Below are 19829 nucleotides of genomic sequence, written 5' to 3'. Positions count from 1 at the left end.
AGGCGGTTGTGCGCCGGGCACCAGGAAGTCCGATCGAACGATCGGCGAAAACCTCAACGGCGCACCGCGCCAGAACAAGGAGACGACCATGGCTGTGGTCACCATCCGCCAGCTGCTCGACAGCGGCGTGCACTTCGGACACCAGACCCGTCGGTGGAACCCGAAGGTGAAGCGCTTCATCCTCACCGAGCGCAGCGGCATCCACATCATCGACCTGCAGCAGTCGCTCGGCTACATCGACAAGGCCTACGACTTCGTCAAGGAGACCGTCGCCCACGGTGGCACGATCCTCTTCGTCGGCACCAAGAAGCAGGCGCAGGAGATCCTCGCCGAGCAGGCCACGCGCGTCGGTCAGCCCTTCGTCAACCAGCGCTGGCTCGGTGGACTCCTCACGAACTTCCAGACGATCTCCAAGCGCCTCGCGCGCATGAAGGAGCTCGAGGAGCTCGACTACGAGACCCCGGCGAACAGCGGTTTCACGAAGAAGGAGCTCCTGCTCAAGAAGCGCGAGCTCGACAAGCTGCACAAGTCGCTCGGTGGAATCCGCAACCTCACCAAGACGCCGTCGGCCATCTGGGTCGTCGACGCCAAGCGCGAGCACCTCGCCATCGACGAGGCCAAGAAGCTCGGCATCCCCGTGATCGGCATCCTCGACACGAACGCCGACCCGGACGACTTCCAGTACCCGATCCCCGGCAACGACGACGCGATCCGCTCGGTCTCGCTGCTGACGCGCATCATCGCCGACGCCGCTGCCGAGGGCCTGCAGCAGAAGCACAACCCGGAGACGGGCGACGCCGAGCCTCTCGCCGACTGGGAGAAGGAGCTCCTCGAGACTCCCGCCCAGGAGGTCCAGGAGTCCGCTGACGCCGCTGCCGTCGAGACCGCGGCTGACGAGGCCGCCGTCGTCGAGACGCCCGCCGCCGACGAGACCGCTGCCGACGCGGCCGGTGCCGAGGCTCACGACGAGGCGATCGCCGCCGCTTCCGGTGAGGAGACCGCTGAGGTCGCCGCCGCCGAGGCCGCAGACGCCAAGTAATCCCGCGACCACCACACACATCACGAAGCAAGGAGCCACCACACATGGCCAACTTCACCATCGCTGACCTCAAGGCGCTGCGTGAGCAGCTCGGTACGGGAATGGTCGACACCAAGAAGGCGCTCGAGGAGGCCGACGGAGACGTCGAGAAGGCCACCGAGATCCTGCGTCTCAAGGGTGCGAAGGGCAACGCGAAGCGCGCTGACCGTTCGACCAGCGAGGGACTCGTCGTCGCTCGCGAGCAGGCCGGTGCCGTGACGCTGATCGAGCTCGCGTGCGAGACCGACTTCGTCGCCAAGAACGACCGCTTCATCGCGCTGGCCGACAAGGTCGCCGACGCCGCTGCAGCCGTCAAGGCCGACTCGGTCGAGGCGGCCCTGGCCGCCGACGCGGCGGGTCAGTCCGTCGAGCAGCTGATCTCGGAAGAGGCTGCGATCATCGGCGAGAAGGTCGAACTGCGTCGTGTGCGTACGATCGCCGGCGACAACGTCGAGGTCTACCTGCACCGCACCAGCAAGGACCTGCCGCCGCAGATCGGTGTCGTTGTCGCCTACTCGGGCGACGACGCGGACACCGCTCGCAGCATCGCGCAGCACATCTCGTTCGCCAACCCGTCGTACCTCTCCCGCGAGGACGTTCCGGCTGACGCCGTCGAGAAGGAGCGGGAGATCGTCACCGAGATCTCGCGCAACGAGGGAAAGCCCGAAGCGGCTCTCCCCAAGATCGTCGAAGGCCGCGTCTCCGCGTTCATCAAGCAGGTCGCCCTGCTGGAGCAGGACTACGCCAAGGACAACAAGCTCTCTGTCGCCCAGGTGGCGAAGGACGCCGGTATCACCGTGACGGACTTCGCGCGCTTCAAGGTCGGCGCGTAGCAGAGTCGAAGGGGTTCGGATCGGTGAGATCCGAACCCCTTCTTCATGCCCAGAAGGCACTATCTTGAATCGGGACGAGAGGACAACACCCATGACCGAACGCACCGGACGCCGCCGCGTCCTTCTCAAGCTCTCCGGAGAGGCATTCGGCGCCGGTCAGCTGGGTGTCAACCCGGATGTCGTCGGCCAGATCGCGCGCGACATCGCCGCAGCCGTCGACCGCGTCGAGGTCGCCATCGTCGTGGGCGGGGGCAATTTCTTCCGCGGCGCCGAGCTGAGCCAGCGTGGCATGGACCGGGGGCGCGCCGACTACATGGGCATGCTCGGAACCGTGATGAACGCGCTCGCGCTGCAGGACTTCCTCGAACAGGCCGGGGCGGCGACGCGTGTGCAGTCCGCGATCTCCATGACCCAGGTCGCCGAGCCCTACATCCCGCGCCGGGCGGAGCGTCACCTCGAGAAGGGCCGCGTCGTCATCTTCGGTGCCGGTGCCGGCCTCCCGTACTTCTCCACCGATACGGTCGCCGCTCAGCGCGCGCTCGAGATCGGCGCGGAGGAGGTCCTCGTCGCGAAGAACGGCGTCGACGCCATCTACACGGCCGACCCCAACAAGCACGCGGATGCCGAGCGCATCGAGCGTGTCACGTACAGCGACGCGCTGCAGCGCGGACTGAAGGTCGTCGATTCGACCGCCTTCAGCCTGTGCATGGACAACAACATGAACATGCGCGTCTTCGGCATGGAGCCCGCGGGCAACGTGACGCGCGCCCTTCTCGGTGAGCCGATCGGCACCCTGGTCACCACCTGAGTGTGTGACGCGGCGGAGAAGGCTTCGCCCGATAGAATTTGCAGAACACCCCGACGATAGGAGTCACCGTGATCGCGGACGTCCTCGCTGAAACCACCACCCGCATGGACCGGGCGGTCGAAGCTGCCAAGGAGGACTTCTCCACGGTGCGCACCGGTCGCGCGAACCCCCAGCTCTTCCAGAAGGTCCTCGTCGACTACTACGGAACGCCGACCCCGATCGGTCAGCTGGCCTCGATGGTCAACCAGGAGGCGCGCACCCTCGTCATCACGCCGTACGACAAGTCGGCGCTCAAGGCGATCGAGCAGGCCATCCGCGACATGCCGAACCTCGGGGCGAACCCGACGAACGACGGCAATCTCGTGCGCGTGACGATGCCGGAGCTGACGGCCGACCGTCGCAAGGAGTACGTCAAGCTCGTCAAGTCGAAGGGCGAGGACGCGAAGGTCCACGTCCGCGGCATCCGCCGCAAGGCGAAGGACGACCTCGATGCGCTCAAGAGCGAGGTCGGTGAAGACGAGATCGCGCGTGGCGAGAAGGAGCTCGATGCTCTCACCCGCCAGCACGTCGACCTCATCGACGACGCGCTCAAGCGCAAAGAGGCAGAACTCCTCGAGGTGTGAGGACGGATGTCTGACACGCGAGATTCCGAGGACGGTGCGCCGTTGACCCGCCGCGAGGCGCGGGATGCGACGACGCCGGACTCGGGCATCCCGTTGGCGGACGAGGCGTTCCCCGCCTTCGACGCCTCGCTCATCCCGCCCCGCCCTCCGCTCCCGGACGAGCCGGCCGTGGTGATCCCTGACATGATCGACACGGCGGACCACAACGCCATCCGTGAACAGTGGCGGGCGAAGCGCGACGAGTTCGGCAGTCACGTCTCGCATGCCCGAGACCAGATCGACCAGGCGAACGAGCGGATCAAGCAGCGCACGGGTCGTGACCTCGTGCTCGCGATCCTCATCGGCCTCGCGTTCGGTGCGGCTCTTCTCGGTTCCCTCCTGTTCATCAAGGTGCTCTTCGTTCCGTTCGCCCTGGCGGCTGCGCTGCTCGGGGTCTACGAACTCGCGCGGGCTCTCCGGGCATCCGGCCGCCGGATCGATGTCGTCCCGCAGCTGGTGGCTGCCGGCGCGCTCGTGCTCTCCGGCTATTTCGCGGATATCTGGCTGTGCTGGATCGTGCTGTTCCTCGCCGTGGCATTCGTCATCGTCTGGAGGCTCATCGCGCAGATGTTCGCTCAGGACGGGCGCACCTACGGTGATGTACTCGCGGATGCCGTCATCGGCGGCTTCGTGCAGGTCTACGTTCCCTTCCTCGCAGCCATCGCGCTGATCCTGCTCGGGCAGGAGGGCGGACAGTGGTGGGTGCTCGGCTTCATCGCCATCGCGGTCGCGGCCGACACCGGCGCGTACGCCGCCGGCCTCGCCTTCGGGCGGCATCCGATGGCTCCGCGGATCAGCCCCAAGAAGACCTGGGAGGGTTTCGCCGGTGCGGTCGTCGCCTCGCTGACCGCGGGTGTGCTGCTCGCGATCTACCTTCTCGAACTGCCGTGGTGGGGCGGGCTCATCTTCGGTGCCGCCATCCTGCTGTCGGCGACACTGGGCGATCTCGGTGAGTCGATGCTCAAGCGCGATCTCGGGATCAAGGACATGAGCTCCTGGCTTCCGGGCCACGGCGGACTGCTCGATCGGCTCGACAGCATCCTGCCGTCGACGGTCCCCGCCCTCTGCCTCTACTTCCTCCTCTCTCCCTGGGTGGTGCTGTCATGAACGACCAGAAGACCGAAGAGCAGCAGTCCTCCCGTGCGGCCTTCGCCGTCGCCACGGGGCGCACCAAGGGATATCACCCTGCGGCCGTCGACACCTTTCTCGCCTCGGCGCGCGCCGCCTTCGAGCACGGGGGAGATCTCGGTGCGGCGGATGTCCGCACAGCCTCGTTCCCGCTCGTGAAGGGCGGCTACGTGGTCGGTGACGTCGACGCCGCGCTGAGCCGTGTCGAGGACGCTTTCGCGGCGCGCGAGCGCGATCGTGCCGTGCGTTCCGAGGGCGCGGGCGTCTGGGTCGAGCAGGCACGCGACGAGGCTCAGGTGATCCTCGACCATCTCGCGCGTCCGCGCCGTCACCGCTTCGCCCGCACGGGTGCACTCACCTTCGGATACCGCGTCGACGAGGTCGACCACGTGGCGACGCGCATCGTGCGCTACCTTCGCGACGGCGACGCGTTGAGCGCGGAACAGCTGCGTTCGGCGGCCTTCCGGATGCAGCGCGGCGGTTATCGCGAGGAGCAGGTGGACGCCCTGCTCGACGCGGCGATCGACGTGATCCTCGCCGTCCGCTGACCTTCTCATGGCCGTCCCAGGCAGTCTTGCGTAGACTGTCGACCATCGTGAACTCCCGAAACGACATGACACCTGCACGACGTGACGCCTCGCCGGTACCTGTGGCGACGGCGAATTCCGCGCATCGTGGTACTCGTCGATGGTCGCGTCGCCGCGGTGTGGTCGCGGCGTTCGCATCGCTCGCGGTCGTCGGCTTCGCGGCCGCGATGGTCGCACCGACCGCCGTCGCTCTCGCGGATCCGCCCGAGCAGGAGACGCCGGACAGCGCGTACTCCGTCGCACTCGAAGACACCCAGAATCTGACGGTGACGGTCGAAGGCGCCGAGATCGCTCCGGTCGAGCGCGGATCCTTCGAGGTCTACGTGACGCCGAAGCCGACCCCCACGCCCACGCCGACGACGGCCTCCAAATCGAACTCGGGAGGGACGGCCCCCGCGGCCCCGCTCTTCTACACCGGTGGCGGAGCGCCGGCGGACTGGATGGCTGCCGCGGGAATCGCCGAGGCCGACTGGGGCTACGTCGATTACGTCGTGTCGCGCGAGAGCGGGTGGAACCCGAACGCCACGAACAGCAGTTCGGGTGCCTGCGGCCTCGTGCAGGCTCTGCCCTGCAGCAAGGTGCCGGGCAACGGGTACGACCCGGTCGACAACCTGCGCTGGGCGAGCGGCTACGCGACCGGGCGCTACGGCAGTTGGGCCGGCGCCTACAACTTCTGGATCAACAACCACTGGTGGTGAGCAGGCACGATGCCCCGCTCCCGCAGGCGGCCTCCTTCGCGATCTGAGGCCGACGAGTCCTTCGAACGCCTCCTCGCGGGGTGGAAGCGTACCGAGACCCGTCGCGGTGCGGAGTGGACCGTGCAGCCCGTCTCGGCGATCCAGGCCCAGAAGTCCTACGTGTGCCCCGGGTGCTCTCGCACGATCGAACCGGGCACCGCTCATCTCGTCGCCTGGCGCGCCGATGGAGTCCTCGGCGATGCCGCCGACCTCGCCGCACGCAGGCACTGGCACACACACTGTTGGAGGCAATCGTGACCATCGAGATCCGCGGACCGCTCGAACTGCCCGCGCAGCGGGAGGACATCGAGCTGCGTACGGCCGACGGCCTCACGCTCGTCGGTGAACTCGCGCTCCCCGAAGGGGCCGACCCCGTCGCGACCCTCGTGACTCTTCACCCGCTCCCCACCGCGGGAGGGTTCATGGACTCGCACATCCTGCGCAAGGCCGCGGCGCGCCTCCCTGCCCTCGCGAACCTCGCCGTCCTGCGGTTCAACACGCGGGGGACGACGTCGCCCCGCGGCACGAGCGAAGGGGCGTTCGACGGGGGAGCGGCGGAGCAGTTCGATGTGGCCGCCGCGATGGAGTTCGTCCACGAGCGCGAGCTGCCGCGCCCCTGGCTGCTCGGATGGTCGTTCGGCACGGAGCTGGCCCTCAAATACGGGCGGGATCACGACATCGCGGGCGTCATCCTGCTCTCTCCGCCCCTGCATCGCGCGACGGACGCCGAGGTCGCCGCGTGGGCGCAGTTCGATCGGCCGGTCGTGATCCTCGTCCCCGAGTTCGACGACTACCTCCGGCCCGAGGAGGCGCGTGAGCGCTTCGCCTCGATCCCGCATGCGACGCTGATCGCCGTCGACGGCGGCAAGCACCTCTGGGTGGGGGAGTCGCAGACGCGCCGTGTGCTCACCGAGATCGTGGCCGCCGTCCACCCGGCGGCCCTTCCGCTGCCGACAGAGTGGCCGGCACCGCGCTGAGCGGCGTCAGAGCTCGTTCATGCGGGGGATGAGTACCTGGCGGTAGATGATCAGGATGCTCGCGGCGACGGGGATCGCGATGAGCGCTCCGAGGAGGCCGAGCAGGCTGCCGCCGGCGAGCGCGGCGACCACGACGACCGCACCCGGTACCGACACGGCGCGGCTCATGATGCGCGGAGAGATCACGTACGCCTCGATCTGCATGTAGATCAGGTAGTAGATGCCGGCGGCGATCGCGGTCGCGGGGGATCCGAGACCCGGGATCAGGCAGATGAGCACGATGAGCGTGGAGCCGGTGAGCGTACCCACGAGCGGGATGAGCGAGAAGAAGAACGCGATGACCGCGAGCACGGCAGGGAAGGGCGCCTGGATGATCGAGAGGAAGATCGCGCTCAGCACGCCGTTGATCACGCCGAGCGAGACCTGGCCCATGACGTAGTACCCGACCGAGTCGGTGATCTGGTCGGCCAGGTCGATGAAGCGCTCCCGCTTCGAGGCCGGCGCGAGCTGGTAGACGGCGCGCTTGAGTGAGGGAGTGGATGCCGTGAGGTACACCGTGAGGATCAGCACGATGAAAGCGCCGAACAGGCCGGTGATGATCGAGGTGCCGACCACGATCACGCTCTCGGTTATCGTTCCCCAGTTCTCGAGCAGCCAGTCGGTCGCACGCGTGAACGTGTCGTCGATGAACGAGGGCTGCAGGCCCGGGAAGACATCGCTGATCCAGTCCTTCACGTCGCCGATGTAGGTGCTCTGCAGGAACAGCGTGATGCGCCGGACGAGCTGGCTGATCTGATCGACCAGGATGGGGAGCACCATCAGGACGATGCCCGCGAAGACGCCCAGCACTCCGAGGATGGTGACGAGCACCGCGAGCCAGCGGGGGAGCTTGCGGCGTTCGAGGAATGCGACCACCGGGTCGAGTCCGAGGCTGAGGAACAGCGCGGTGCCGACGTACAGCAGGACGGTGGAGAGGTTCTGCAGGCTTCCGATCAGGAGGATGCCGAGGCCCACTCCGAGCGTCGCCACCAGGGCGGTGCGGAAGGGGTTGTGGATCTTCATCTCGACTCCTCGTGTCGGGGTGCTGCCAGGCTACCGATCGTGCCACGCGCAGCCCGCGCGACGTGCCGTTCCACACCGGGGGAATCACCCTTGTGGGCAACACACAGGTGGTTTCGCTAGTCTGAAATGTCGAGTGTTGCGTCCCGGCCGATCGTGCGGGATGCGTGAGGAGACTATTCGTGCGTTTCGTATGGGCCGTCGTGGCCTTCGTCCTGGCCGCGGCCGTGATCGGTGCCGGCATCGCTCAGCGCACCATCTTCATGGGGCCGGATTCGGTGCAGGAGAAGGTGCAGATCGAAGAGCCTGCGCCGTTCATCCTGCTCGACGGGGATGTGCTGCGTGCCCACCCCGGCGCGCAGACGCTGCTGATCAGCGGCGACGGCGACATCTTCTCCGCTTACGGACGCACGGCCGACATGGAGGCGTGGCTCGCCGACTCCGACTACAACCAGGTGACCGTCGACGACGACGGATCCTTCCAGGTCGAACACATCGCCGCGCCTGCGGCCGAGGATGACGCAGTCGACTCGGGAGACGCCGCGACGGAGGAGCCGACCGCCGAGGACGACCCCGCTGCAGACAGCGGACGCAACCCCGTCGGATCCGACCTGTGGCTGAACTCCTTCAGCGACACCGACTCGCTGTCGCTCGACAATCTCCGTCTCCCCGAGGGAGTCAGCGTGCTCGTCGCCTACGACGGGACCGAGAACGCGCCCGACGACATCGTGGCGTCCTGGCCGCTCGACACGTCCACCCCGGCCGCAGGTCCGCTCATGGCAGGCGGGGGTGTGCTGTTGCTGGTGGGGCTGATCCTCTACGTGCTCGGCATCCGTCATCAGCGTCGCGGTCGCGGTCCGCGTCGCAAGGGCCCGGGTCCGCTCCCGGTGACCGAACCCATCGACCTCGCTTCCCTGCCCGCGGGCGAACGCGCAGCGATAGAGAGCGGAGCGACCCCGGCGAAGCCGCAGGCCACCGACGACGACGTCCAGGACGCCGAGATCGTCGATGAGCCCGATGCGCCCGCAGACGAGAAGACCGACGAGAAGACCGGCGAGAAGACGGACGAGAAGACCGAGGGGAAGTCGACGATGAAGGCCGCAGATCCCGCTCGCCGGCGTCGCCGTCTCCTCGTCGTACCGATCCTCGGGCTCACCGCGGTGCTCGCGGCTGGTTGCTCGTCCGATTCGTGGCCGCAACTGGGCGCTCCCGAGGCGACACCGTCGCCCACTCCGACGGTGATCGCCCCCGAGAACCAGAAGCCGCCGGCCGTCACCGAGGGTCAGGCCGAACGCATCCTCGGCGAGATCTCCACCACACTCGTCGAAGCCGACACGAACCGCGATCTCGATCTCGCCAAGACGCGGCTCGACGGACCGGCGCTGACGGCTCGCACGACGGATTACGCCCTGCGCACCGCGATCGCCGATTCTCCCGTTCCCGCCGCGATCCCCACCGACGACGTGGAGGTCGTGCTCCCCGAGGCGACCGATCGTTGGCCCCGTACGACGCTCCTGCTCTCCAAGAGCGCGGACGACGAGACCGTCCCGCCCGTGCTGCTCACCATGACGCAGCAGGATCCGTGGTCGAACTACAAGGTGACGAACATCGCGGAGATGTCGGCGGACGCGGTGTTCCCGGACGTCGCCGCCGCCTGGCTCGGCACCGCGCTGGTCCCGGATGACTCCGCCTTCCTCAGCATCGCTCCCGGCGAACTCGCCGCCGCGTTCGCGGACGTCGTCGACACGGGGGAGAAGAGCGCCTCCAACGGGCTCTTCGACGATCTCTCGCAGAAGCTCGCGACCTCGATCCGCGACAGTCGGCAGACGGTGGTCCAGAACCTCATCGACAACGGTGCGGCCGAGACGTCCGAGGTCAGTTTCGACATGGCGCCGACCGACACCCCCGCCGTCTCGATGACGACCCTCGACAGCGGAGCGATCGTCGGCATCACGCTGACCGACGCCGAGACCGTGAAGCCGACGTCCGCCGACGCCGTCATCCGCTTCGGGGACAACGCGAAGGCCAATGCTCTCACCGGCGTCTCGGAGTCCGCGAAGGGCGTCGTGACGACCTATGAGTTCCAGCTCTTCTTCTCGGTCCCCGCGCAGGGATCCACCGAGCAGATCAAACTCCTGGCATCGCGTCAGGATCTCGTCTCCGTAGAGGTGATCAAGTGACCGAGTTGTCTCCTGCGGCGCTGCGTGGTGCCGTCGACCTGTCGAGCCTGCGCAACCGGCCGGCCGCTCCCGCGCCCGGCGCCCCGGCGGCGCCCGCCGCGGGCACCCCCTTCGCCGATCTCGTGATCGATGCGACCGACGAGACGTTCGGGCAGGTGCTCGAGCTGTCGCGCACGGTGCCCGTCGTCGTCGACCTCTGGGCAGAGTGGTGCGGGCCGTGCAAGCAGCTCAGCCCCATCATCGAGAAGGTCACCCGCGAGCTGGGCGGGCGTGTGCTGCTGGCGAAGGTCGACGTCGATGCGAATCCGCAGCTGGCGCAGAGCTTCCGCGCGCAGTCCATCCCGATGGTCGTCGCCCTGATCGCCGGACAGCCCGTGCCGATGTTCAACGGCGCCGTTCCCGAGGAGCAGGTGCGCGCAGTCTTCGCGCAGCTGCTGCAGCTCGCCGCGCAGAACGGCGTGACCGGTTCGCTGGCGGTCGACGGCGCGCCGGTCGGCGAGGAGGCTGCGGCTCCCGAGGAGCCCGCGCTGCCGCCACTTCACGCCGAGGCCTTCGCTGCGATCGAGGCGGGCGACTACGCCGCCGCGATCGTCGCGTACGAGAAGGCGCTCGCGGAGAACCCCCGCGACGAGGACGCGATCGCCGGGCTCGGACAGGTGCGGTTGCTCGATCGCGTGCAGTCGCTCGATCTGCAGACCGCTCGTGCCGCCGCTGCGGCGGCACCGCTCGACATCGCGGCACAGTTCGACGTCGCCGACCTCGATCTCGCGGGCGGGCACGTCGACGATGCCTTCGGACGTCTCCTCGATCTGTTCGCACAGCTCCCGTCGGATGAGCGCACACCGGTTCGCGAGCGTCTCGTCGAGCTCTTCGGACTCATCGGTGCCGGCGACCCTCGCGTCGTCTCGGCGCGGAACCGCCTGACCTCGCTCCTCTTCTGATCACCGCTTCCGGCTCGGGTCGCCCTAGCCGCGGGTGACGCTCGGAACGTGGGGGTCGGTCTGGTACCGGAGCCACAGCGTCGACAGCGCCGGGAGGGTGATCGTCGCCGTCGCCGGACCGCCGTCCTCCACGTGCGCGACGACGACACCGAGATTGCCCGATCCGCGGCCTCCGAACGCCGAGGCATCCGTGTTGAGGATCTCCTCCCACACGCCTTCACGGGGGAGTTCGAGGCGGTAGCCGACGTGCTCGATGCCGGAGAAGTTGCTGATCACGACGACGCGTCCGCCGTGACCGTCGCGGCGCTCGAACGCGATCACGGTCGGATCCCAGCTCGGTGCTCCCAGACGTGAGAACGACGAGGCATCGCTGTCGCGGGCCCACAGCGGTGCCTGCACGCGATACGCCGCGTTGAGAGACGCGACGAAGTCCTGCAGCTGGGCGTGGGACGGCTGATCGAGCAGCCACCAGTCCAACTCACGTGACTCCGACCATTCGGCGAGCTGACCGAACTCCTGGCCCATGAAGAGCAGCTTCTTGCCGGGGTGGCCCCACATGTAGCCGAGGTAGGCGCGCACGTTGGCGAGCTTGTGCCAGTGGTCGCCGGGCATCTTGGTCACGAGGCTGCCCTTGCCGTGGACGACCTCGTCATGGCTGATGGGCAGCAGGTAGTTCTCGCCGAAGGCGTACACGAACGAGAACGTCATCTCGCCTTCGTGGTGCGCGCGGTACATCGGGTCGCGGGCGATGTACTGGAGCGAGTCGTTCATCCAGCCCATGTTCCACTTGAAGCCGAATCCGAGGCCGGCATGGTCGGTCGGTGCGGTCACTCCGGGGAAGCTCGTCGACTCCTCGGCGATCATCATGATCCCGGGGTGCAGCCGATACGACGTCGCGTTGACCTCCTGCAGGAACCGGATGGCCTCGAGGTTCTCGCGACCTCCGTGGATGTTCGGCTCCCACTCGCCCTCGTTGCGCGAGTAGTCGAGGTAGAGCATCGATGCGACGGCGTCGACGCGGAGGCCGTCGACGTGGAACTCGTCGAGCCAATACAGCGCGTTGGCCACGAGGAATCCTCGCACCTCGGGGCGGCCGTAGTCGAAGATGAGGGTTCCCCAGTCCTGGTGCTCGCCACGACGCGGGTCCGGGTGCTCGTAGAGGGGCTGGCCGTCGAAGCGGGCCAGCGCGAAGGCATCCTTCGGGAAGTGCCCCGGAACCCAGTCCATGATCACGCCGACGCCCGCCTGGTGCAGACGATCGATGAGATACCGCAGATCGTCGGGCGTCCCGAACCGGCTGGTGGGCGCGTAGTAGCCGCTCACCTGATAGCCCCACGACCCGCCGAACGGATGCTCGGCCACCGGCATGAACTCGACGTGGGTGAACCCCGTCGTCGTCACGTGCTCGATCAACGGCTCGGCGAGGTCCCGATACCCGAGACCGCCCCGCCAGGAGCCGATGTGGACCTCGTAGACGGAGAGAGGCTGCGCGACGGCATGCGTGGCGGCGCGTCGGGTCATCCATGCACCGTCGCTCCAGACATACGACGATGCCGTGACGACCGACGCCGTGTCCGGCGGCACCTCGGCCCACTGCGCCATCGGGTCGGCCTTGAGGATCCACTCGCCGGAGCGCGTACGGATCTGGTACTTGTAGCGGGTGCCGACCGCGAGATCGGGCACGAACAGCTCCCAGACGCCGCTGGCGCCCATGGAGCGCATGGCGTGGGACTCTCCGCTCCATCCGTTGTGGTCGCCGATCACGCGTACCGCCGTGGCGTTGGGCGCCCACACGGCGAACGCGACACCCGTCTCTCCGTCGACGTCGCCGGGATGCGCCCCGAGCACGTGCCAGAGGCGTTCGTGCCGGCCCTCGGCGATCAGATGGATGTCGACGTCGCCGAGGGTGGGCGCGTGGCGATAGGGGTCACCGACGACGGTCTCCTCGTCGTCTCCATAGGCCGTCGCGAGACGGTAGGGCACGGGCGGGCCGTCGTGCTGCGCCTCCCAGATCCCGTGAGCGACGTGGGCGAGGTCGAGTCGCTGGCCGTTGCCGAAGACAGCGGCGACCGACGAGGCGAGCGGTCGGCGCGCACGGATCACCGTGACGGTGCGGTCGGCGCCATCGTTGTGCGGGTGGGCGCCGAGGACGGCGTGCGGGTCGTGGTGGGTGCCCGAGGACACCGCCTGCCACTCGGCGGATGCCGTCAGGTCGTCGATGGAAGTCATGGGCGGTGCCTCACCTTCAGGATGTGCACGGGCTCGGCGAAGGCGTCGAGGCGCACGTAGTTGTGATCCGACCAGGTCCACACCGCTCCCGTGAGCAGATCCTCGACCTCGAACTGCTCACCGAGGGGGACCCCCCAGCGCGAGGTGTCGAGGTGCACGGTGGTCTCGCGGACGGAATGCGGGTCGACGTTGGCGACGACGATCAGCGTGTCGGGGGAGCCGTTTCCGGTGAAAGCAGCATCCAGGTGCTTGCTGTAGACCAGCACGTGGTCGTCGTCGCTCCAGTGCACGTCGAAGTTGCGGAGCTGACGCAGCGCGGGATGCTGTCGGCGGATCTCGTTCAGTCGGCGCAACAGCGGAGCCAGGGACTCGCCGCGGGCCTCGGCGCCCTCCCAATCGCGGAACTTGAACTCGTACTTCTCGTTGTCGATGTTCTCCTCGGACCCGGGACGGGCGACGTTCTCGAGGAGCTCGTAACCGGCGTACACGCCCCACAGCGGTGCGGCGGTCGCGGCGATGCAGGCTCGTACCCGGTATGCCGCGCGCCCGCCGAACTGCAGGTACTCGGTGAGGATGTCGTGCGTGTTCACGAAGAGGTTGGGGCGCATGTAGTCGCTGGTCTCGTGCGACACCGAGGTCAGGAACTCCTCGAGCTCGGCCTTGGTGTTGCGCCACGTGAAGTAGCTGTAGCTCTGCTGGAAGCCCACGGCGGCGAGCGCGCGCATGACGGCGGGGCGGGTGAAGGCCTCGGCCAAGAAGATGACGTCGGGGTCCTGGGCGTTCACGGTCGCGATGAGCCACTCCCAGAACTGCAGGGGCTTGGTGTGCGGATTGTCGACCCGGAAGATCTTCACGCCCTGCGCGACCCAGTGCTGCACGATCCGGAGCATCTCGGCGTAGATGCCCGCCGGGTCGTTGTCGAAGTTCAGCGGGTAGATGTCCTGGTACTTCTTCGGCGGGTTCTCGGCGTACGCGATCGTGCCGTCGGGCAGCGTGGTGAACCATTCGGGGTGCGCGGAGACCCACGGGTGATCGGGAGACGCCTGGAGGGCGAGATCGAGCGCGACCTCGAGCCCCTCCTTCTTCGCCGCGCGGACGAATGCACGGAAGTCGGCGGCGGTGCCGAGCTCGGGATGGATGGCGTCGTGCCCTCCCTCGGCCGCGCCGATCGCGTAGGGCGACCCCGGGTCGCCGGGCTCGGTGGTCAGCGTGTTGTTGCGTCCCTTGCGATTCGTCGTACCGATGGGATGGATCGGCACGAGGTAGAGCACATCGAAGCCCATGGCCGCGACACCGGGCAGCCGCTTCGTCGCGCTGCGGAACGTGCCGCTCTTCACCGTTCCGTCCTTGAGGCGCTTGGCGCCTTCGGAGCGGGGGAAGAACTCGTACCAGGACGCGACGCCGGCGGCGGTGCGGTCGACCACGAGCCGATGGTCCGGCGTCGCGGAACGGAGGGTGGTGACGGGTCGATCGGCGAACGCGCGCGCGAGGTCGGCATCCGTCGACAGCGCCGAGGTCGTTGCGGCATCCCCGGTGGCGAGGGAGGCCGCCGCTGCGGTCAGCCGCTTGCGCTCCGCCGCCGGACGATCGCGCTCCGTCGCTGCGCGCTGGAGTATCTCGGCGCCGAGCGCCGCCATCACCGGGACGTCGACCCCGGCGGCGACCTTGAGCTCCGCGGCGTGCGCCCACGTCGCGAAATCGTCGGAGAACGCCTCGAAACGGTACGTCCACGATCCCTGGGCATCGAGCGCGATCTCCGCCGCCCAGGTGTCGGTGCCGTCCTGACGGGGAGCGAGTCGGTGCAGGCTCTCGGCACCGTCCGGTGCGGTGAGCCGGAGATGGACTCCGATGATGTCGTGACCCTCACGGAACGAGACCACGCTGAACGGGACGACCTCGCCGACGAACGCCTTGGGCGGGAACCCACCGGGAACGGAGGGCTGCACGTTCGTGAGCGGGAGTCGTCCGGTGGTCACCCCTTCGGCGATCGGTTCGTCCGTGCGGGGACGCAGGGGGATCTGGGCGGGGCTCCGAAGAGCCGAGGGAGAACTTCCGACGCGTGCAGCCACATCCCGAATGTACCGCTCCGGTCAGACCTCCGATACCGGGTGGACAAGCGCGTCGCGACCCGACATCATTCGACCAGGAAAAGTCGCATCGACGTGCCGGCGACGGGGAGCACGTCACCGGGCGCGAACACCTCGCGGCCGTCCGACGGACGCTCGTCCGCGCTGGACCAGAGCGACACGAAGCGGGTGGCGCCCTCGATCTCCTCGGGCAGCCGTACGTCGATCGGGGACTCGGTGCCGTGCACGATCAGGAGGATGCGATTCGCGTCCTCGGCATCCGGAGTGGATGCCGCGACGTACTGGAGCGTGCGGTTGCCCGGATCCGTCCATTGATCGCTCTCCATCGTCTCGCCGTTCTGGTCGAACCAGTCCATCACCGAGGCGTTCGGGATGTGCTCGCCGAGGCGCGCGTACCGGCTCGGGCGCAGTGCGGGGTTCTGCGAGCGCAGCTCGATCAGGCGTACGACGTGCGCCTGCAGGTCGAGCTGCCACGGTTCGTAGTCCCAGGCCAGCCACGTGAGTGCGGAGTCCTGTGCGTAGGCATTGTTGTTGCCCCGCTGCGTGCGACCGACCTCATCGCCCGCGGTGAGCATGGGGATACCGGCCGAGAGCAGCAGCGTGCCGAGGAGATTGCGCATCGCCTTGCGGCGGGCGGAGAGGATCGCGGCATCGTCGGTCGGTCCCTCGACACCGTGGTTGAAGGCGCGGTTCGTGTCCGCGCCGTCGCGATTGTGCTCGCCGTTGGCCTCGTTGTGCTTGACGTCGTACGAGACGAGGTCGTGCAGAGTGAAGCCGTCGTGGGCGGTCACGAAGTTGACGCTCGCGAGCGGCCCGCGCTTCTCGTCGAACGTGTTCGACGATCCGGCGAGTCGCGTCGCGAATCCGCCGATGCCGACCGGCGCCGACGCCCGACGCGCGTAGTCGATGTCGCTCAGCCAGAAGTTGCGGACGCGGTCGCGGTAGCGGTCGTTCCACTCGTGCCACCCGGCCGGGAAGTTGCCGGTCTGCCATCCGCCGAGCCCCACGTCCCACGGCTCGGCGATCAGTTTGGTGTCGCGCAGCACCGGATCGTTCGCGATCGCCGTCAGGAGCGGATGCTCGGGGGAGTAGGTGTGGTCCGCGTCGCGGGCGATCGACGTCGCGAGGTCGAAGCGGAACCCGTCGATCTGCATCTCCTGCGCCCAGTAGCGCAGGGAGTCGAGCACGAGGCGTGCACCGGCATCCGTCGACGTGTTCAGGGTGTTGCCGCAACCGGTCGTGTCGATGTACGCGCCGCTCGCGTCCTGGCGGTAGTAGTTCGCGTTGTCGAGACCGCGCAGGCTGGAGCGGGGCCCGCCGATGCCCTCCTCGGAGGTGTGGTTGTAGACGACGTCGAGGATGACTTCGAGCCCGGCTTCGTGGAGCAGACGCACCATCCCCTTGAACTCCGCGAGGACCGCTTCGGGTCCCTCCTTGCGTGCATCCTCCGAGGCGTAGGCGGTGTGCGGGGTGAAGAAGTTCAGCGTGTTGTAGCCCCAGTAGTTCGTGAGCCCGCGCTCGAGCAGGCGCGGCTCCGGGACGAACGCGTGCACGGGGAGGAGTTCGATCGAGGTGATCCCGAGCGTGTGGAAGTACTCGATCATCGCCGGGTGGGCGAGCCCGGCGTAGGTGCCGTGGAGGGCGGGCGGCACATCGGGCTGTCGCTTGGTGAGGCCCTTAAGGTGGCCCTCGTAGATGATCGTGCGGTCGAGCGGGACACGCGGCTTGCGGGAGTCCCCCCAGTCGAAACCGTCGACGATCACGACCGACCGCCACTCCTCGTACCCGCCGCCCTGGGCGAGGCCGCGGGAGTAGGGATCGAGGAGCAGCGTCTCGGGGTTGAACGTATTGCCCGGTCCGTGCGGGCCACCGACGCGGATCGCGTACCGGGTTCCGGGCTGGAGGAGCGGTGTCGTGACCTCCCACACACCGCCCGGGAGGCGCTCGAGGGAGACCTGGTCGGTCGCCCAGTCGAGATCGGTGGCGTCGAACACCACGAGTTCGACGGAGGACGCATTCTGCGACCAGACGCGCAGCGTGCCGACCCCGTCGTGCAAACGCACGCCGAGATCGTCGAGGGTGGTGCCGCCGGGCGCGGCGAAGACTCGGGTCTCGGGCATGAATACACCCTAGAGTGCTGTGCTCGGGTGTCGGACCAGTGAGAACCGGGTTCCGCGCGCCGATGCACGTCGGAATGGGGGAGAGTGGAGAGATGCACTATCTCGACCACGCCGCGACGACTCCGCTGCGCCCGGAGGCGCGCGATGCCTGGCTCGCCGCGAGCGAGACGATCGGCAATGCATCGTCGACGCACGGCGCCGGACAGGATGCCCGTCGGCTCCTCGAGGAGTCGCGTGAACGGGTGGCCGAGGTGCTCGACGCCGACCCGATCGAGATCGTCTTCACCTCGGGCGGGACCGAGTCGATCAATCTCGCGCTCCAGGGGAGCTGGCGCGCCCGCGCGCAGGGACGCGACGCGATCGTCCTGCCCGACGGTGAGCATCACGCGACCATGGACACCGTGGAATCCCTCCAGAGCGAGGGGGCGGTCGTGCGCCCCGTCGCCCTGACCTCGGCGGCGCTCATCGATCCGGGGCGTTTCGCCGCGGCACTCCCCGGAGCCGCCCTCGCCACCGCGCTGGTCGCGAACAACGAAGCGGGCACGGTGAACCCCGCCGCAGAGCTGGCCTCCTCTGCGGCGGAGGCCGGCGTGCCCCTGCACCTGGATGCCGTCGCCGCGCTCGGCCATCTGCCGCTGTCGTTCCGGCGACTCCGCGGTGACGCCGGAACGGGAGTCGGGCTCGTGGCCCTCAGCCTCGCCGGGCACAAGATCGGAGCGCCGGTCGGCGTCGGTGCTCTGATCGTCGCCCGGACCGCGCGCATGGCTCCGTTGCTCCGAGGCGGGGCGCAGCAGCGCGGCCTCCGCGCCGGTACCCAGGACGTCCCGGGCGCCGCCGCCTTCGCCACGGCTCTCGAGCTCGCCGAGCGTGAGCGTCCTGCCGAAGCGATCCGACTCGGCGCGCTGCGGGACCGGTTGGTCGCCGGCATCCGAGCGCGGGTGCCCGAGGCCGTGCTGCTCGGCGACCCGGTCGATCGGCTCCCGGGCAACGCGCACCTCCTCTTTCCCGGGGCGGTGGGGGAGAGTCTGCTCTTCCTGCTCGACACCGCGGGCGTCGCCGCCTCGACCGGGTCCGCGTGTCAGGCGGGGGTCGCGGAGCCCTCGCACGTGGTGCGGGCGATGGGGCGGAGCGAGCAGGATGCGCGGAGCGTCCTGCGGTTCAGCCTGGGACGAACGTCGACGGACGACGACGTCACCGCCGTCGTGGAGGTGATCGGAGACGCCTTTCTCCGCGCATCCGGCTCCGGCACAGCCGCACGCTCGTAGACTGGATCCATGCGAATCCTGGCGGCGATGAGTGGCGGAGTGGACTCCGCCGTTGCCGCGGCGCGCGCGGTCGAGGCCGGCCACGAGGTCGTGGGGGTGCATCTCGCGCTCTCGCGTGCCGGTGGCACTCTCCGCACCGGCAGCCGCGGATGTTGCACGATCGAGGACGCCATGGACGCGCGCCGCGCGGCGGACCGGCTCGGCATCCCCTTCTACGTGTGGGACTTCTCGGAGCGGTTCCGCGACGACGTGATCGATGACTTCATCTCGGAGTACCAGGCGGGTCGCACCCCCAACCCGTGCATGCGCTGCAACGAGAAGATCAAGTTCGCGGCACTGTTGGAGCGGGCGATCGAACTGGGCTTCGATGCGGTCTGCACGGGGCACTACGCCACACTCGTGGACGGCGAGGGCGGGCTCGAGCTGCATCGCGCATCCGACAACGCGAAGGATCAGTCCTATGTGCTGGGAGTGCTCACGGCCGAGCAGCTCGCGCACACGTACTTCCCGCTGGGGACGACGCCGTCCAAGGCTCTGGTGCGCGCGGAGGCCGCGGAGCGCGGCCTGAGCGTCGCGCAGAAGCCCGACAGCCATGACATCTGCTTCATCCCCGACGGCGACACGCGCGGCTGGCTGGCCGAGAAGGTCGGCACCGCGACCGGCGAGATCGTCGACCGCAGCGGCGCCGTCGTCGGATCGCACGAGGGTGCGCACGGCTATACGGTCGGACAGCGCAGAGGCCTGAAGCTCGGCATCCCGGCCGCCGACGGCAAGCCGCGCTTCGTGCTCGAGGTCCGTCCCGTGTCGAACACGGTCGTCGTCGGTCCCAAGGAGGCGCTCGCGATCCGCGAGATCTCGGGCGTGAGATTCAGCTGGGCGGGGGCCGCGCCGACGGCATCCGACTTCGACTGCCACGTGCAGATCCGCGCCCACGCCGAGCCGGTCGAGGCGACCGCTTCCGTCGATGCAGACGGCGTGCGGGTGGTGCCGGTCGTGCCGCTCGACGGCGTCGCCCCCGGACAGACCGCGGTGCTCTACGTCGGTACGCGCGTGCTCGGCCAGTTCACCATCGACCGGACGGTCTCGGCGGTTCCGGTCGACGCCTGAGCGGAACCGCCGAATGTCGGTGCCCGCTCGT

The 19829-nt window shown here is 68.5% G+C and carries 17 protein-coding genes; 13 read left to right on the top strand and 4 right to left on the bottom strand.

The genetic code is table 11. The features are described from left to right. The first annotated feature begins 88 nt into the window (after positions 1-88). From rpsB to ACI2JZ_RS02945, 9 genes are all read left to right on the top strand, one after another. On the top strand, positions 89-1039 hold the full coding sequence (rpsB, locus tag ACI2JZ_RS02985; RefSeq protein ID WP_247622586.1) for a 30S ribosomal protein S2: 951 nt from the start codon (positions 89-91) through the stop codon (positions 1037-1039). A gap of 44 nt (positions 1040-1083) precedes the next feature. Continuing rightward, the gene (gene tsf / locus ACI2JZ_RS02980; RefSeq protein WP_247622585.1) at positions 1084-1911 is read left to right on the top strand and encodes a translation elongation factor Ts; all 828 of its coding nucleotides are present in this window, start codon (positions 1084-1086) and stop codon (positions 1909-1911) included. Positions 1912-2002: 91 nt separating this feature from the next. Next, complete coding sequence (gene pyrH / locus ACI2JZ_RS02975) at positions 2003-2719, top strand: UMP kinase (protein ID WP_247622584.1); 717 nt, start codon at positions 2003-2005, stop codon at positions 2717-2719. Between the two features lie 68 nt (positions 2720-2787). Continuing rightward, a complete protein-coding gene (gene frr, locus ACI2JZ_RS02970; RefSeq protein WP_247622583.1) occupies positions 2788-3342 on the top strand; it encodes a ribosome recycling factor in 555 nt (184 codons plus the stop codon). A 6-nt stretch (positions 3343-3348) separates the two neighbouring features. Continuing rightward, positions 3349-4488, top strand: a complete 1140-nt coding sequence (locus tag ACI2JZ_RS02965) for a phosphatidate cytidylyltransferase (protein WP_404596469.1) — start codon at positions 3349-3351, stop codon at positions 4486-4488. Beyond that, a complete protein-coding gene (locus tag ACI2JZ_RS02960) occupies positions 4485-5057 on the top strand; it encodes a DivIVA domain-containing protein (RefSeq protein WP_247632297.1) in 573 nt (190 codons plus the stop codon). Before ACI2JZ_RS02965 ends, ACI2JZ_RS02960 begins: the two co-directional genes overlap by 4 nt. A 158-nt stretch (positions 5058-5215) precedes the next feature. Beyond that, the gene (locus ACI2JZ_RS02955; protein ID WP_247632296.1) at positions 5216-5794 is read left to right on the top strand and encodes a transglycosylase SLT domain-containing protein; all 579 of its coding nucleotides are present in this window, start codon (positions 5216-5218) and stop codon (positions 5792-5794) included. Positions 5795-5803: 9 nt separating this feature from the next. Beyond that, positions 5804-6091, top strand: a complete 288-nt coding sequence (locus tag ACI2JZ_RS02950) for a hypothetical protein (RefSeq protein WP_247956090.1) — start codon at positions 5804-5806, stop codon at positions 6089-6091. A 2-nt stretch (positions 6092-6093) separates the two neighbouring features. After that, a complete protein-coding gene (locus ACI2JZ_RS02945) occupies positions 6094-6810 on the top strand; it encodes an alpha/beta hydrolase (RefSeq protein WP_404596774.1) in 717 nt (238 codons plus the stop codon). Between the two features lie 6 nt (positions 6811-6816). Here ACI2JZ_RS02945 and ACI2JZ_RS02940 read toward each other — a convergent pair whose 3' ends face one another. After that, a complete protein-coding gene (locus tag ACI2JZ_RS02940; RefSeq protein ID WP_247622578.1) occupies positions 6817-7872 on the bottom strand; it encodes an AI-2E family transporter in 1056 nt (351 codons plus the stop codon). Between the two features lie 179 nt (positions 7873-8051). Between ACI2JZ_RS02940 and ACI2JZ_RS02935 the strand changes: the two genes are divergently transcribed. Together ACI2JZ_RS02935 and ACI2JZ_RS02930 are read left to right on the top strand one after the other, a co-directional pair. Continuing rightward, positions 8052-10049, top strand: a complete 1998-nt coding sequence (locus ACI2JZ_RS02935; protein ID WP_404596468.1) for a glycosyl transferase — start codon at positions 8052-8054, stop codon at positions 10047-10049. Beyond that, complete coding sequence (locus ACI2JZ_RS02930; protein WP_404596467.1) at positions 10046-10990, top strand: tetratricopeptide repeat protein; 945 nt, start codon at positions 10046-10048, stop codon at positions 10988-10990. The genes ACI2JZ_RS02935 and ACI2JZ_RS02930 overlap by 4 nt, the downstream gene beginning before the upstream one ends. Positions 10991-11014: 24 nt before the next feature. Here the strand turns inward: ACI2JZ_RS02930 and glgB are convergent, their stop codons facing one another. The 3 genes from glgB to glgX all read right to left on the bottom strand — a co-directional run bounded on the left by glgB (position 11015) and on the right by glgX (position 17426). Continuing rightward, positions 11015-13219: a 1,4-alpha-glucan branching protein GlgB gene (gene glgB, locus ACI2JZ_RS02925; RefSeq protein WP_404596466.1), complete on the bottom strand. Its 2205-nt coding sequence runs from the start codon at positions 13217-13219 to the stop codon at positions 11015-11017. Further along, positions 13216-15207, bottom strand: coding sequence for an alpha-1,4-glucan--maltose-1-phosphate maltosyltransferase (locus ACI2JZ_RS02920; protein ID WP_404596773.1), 1992 nt, complete (start codon positions 15205-15207; stop codon positions 13216-13218). The genes glgB and ACI2JZ_RS02920 overlap by 4 nt, the downstream gene beginning before the upstream one ends. A gap of 146 nt (positions 15208-15353) precedes the next feature. Then, positions 15354-17426 carry a glycogen debranching protein GlgX gene (glgX, locus tag ACI2JZ_RS02915; RefSeq protein WP_404596465.1) on the bottom strand — a complete coding sequence of 691 codons (2073 nt, stop codon included), beginning with the start codon at positions 17424-17426 and terminating at the stop codon, positions 15354-15356. A gap of 92 nt (positions 17427-17518) precedes the next feature. Here glgX and ACI2JZ_RS02910 point away from each other — a divergent pair, with 92 nt between their 5' ends. Further along, a complete protein-coding gene (locus ACI2JZ_RS02910) occupies positions 17519-18691 on the top strand; it encodes a cysteine desulfurase family protein (protein WP_404596464.1) in 1173 nt (390 codons plus the stop codon). 9 nt (positions 18692-18700) lie between these two features. Next, complete coding sequence (gene mnmA, locus ACI2JZ_RS02905; RefSeq protein ID WP_404596463.1) at positions 18701-19798, top strand: tRNA 2-thiouridine(34) synthase MnmA; 1098 nt, start codon at positions 18701-18703, stop codon at positions 19796-19798. The last annotated feature ends 31 nt before the right edge of the window (positions 19799-19829 follow it).

Origin of the sequence: Microbacterium sp. NPDC087868 (assembly GCF_044900755.1) — a bacterium.
Classification (GTDB): Bacteria; Actinomycetota; Actinomycetes; order Actinomycetales; family Microbacteriaceae; genus Microbacterium; species Microbacterium galbinum.
This window is presented reverse-complemented; position numbering and strand designations above follow the sequence as displayed.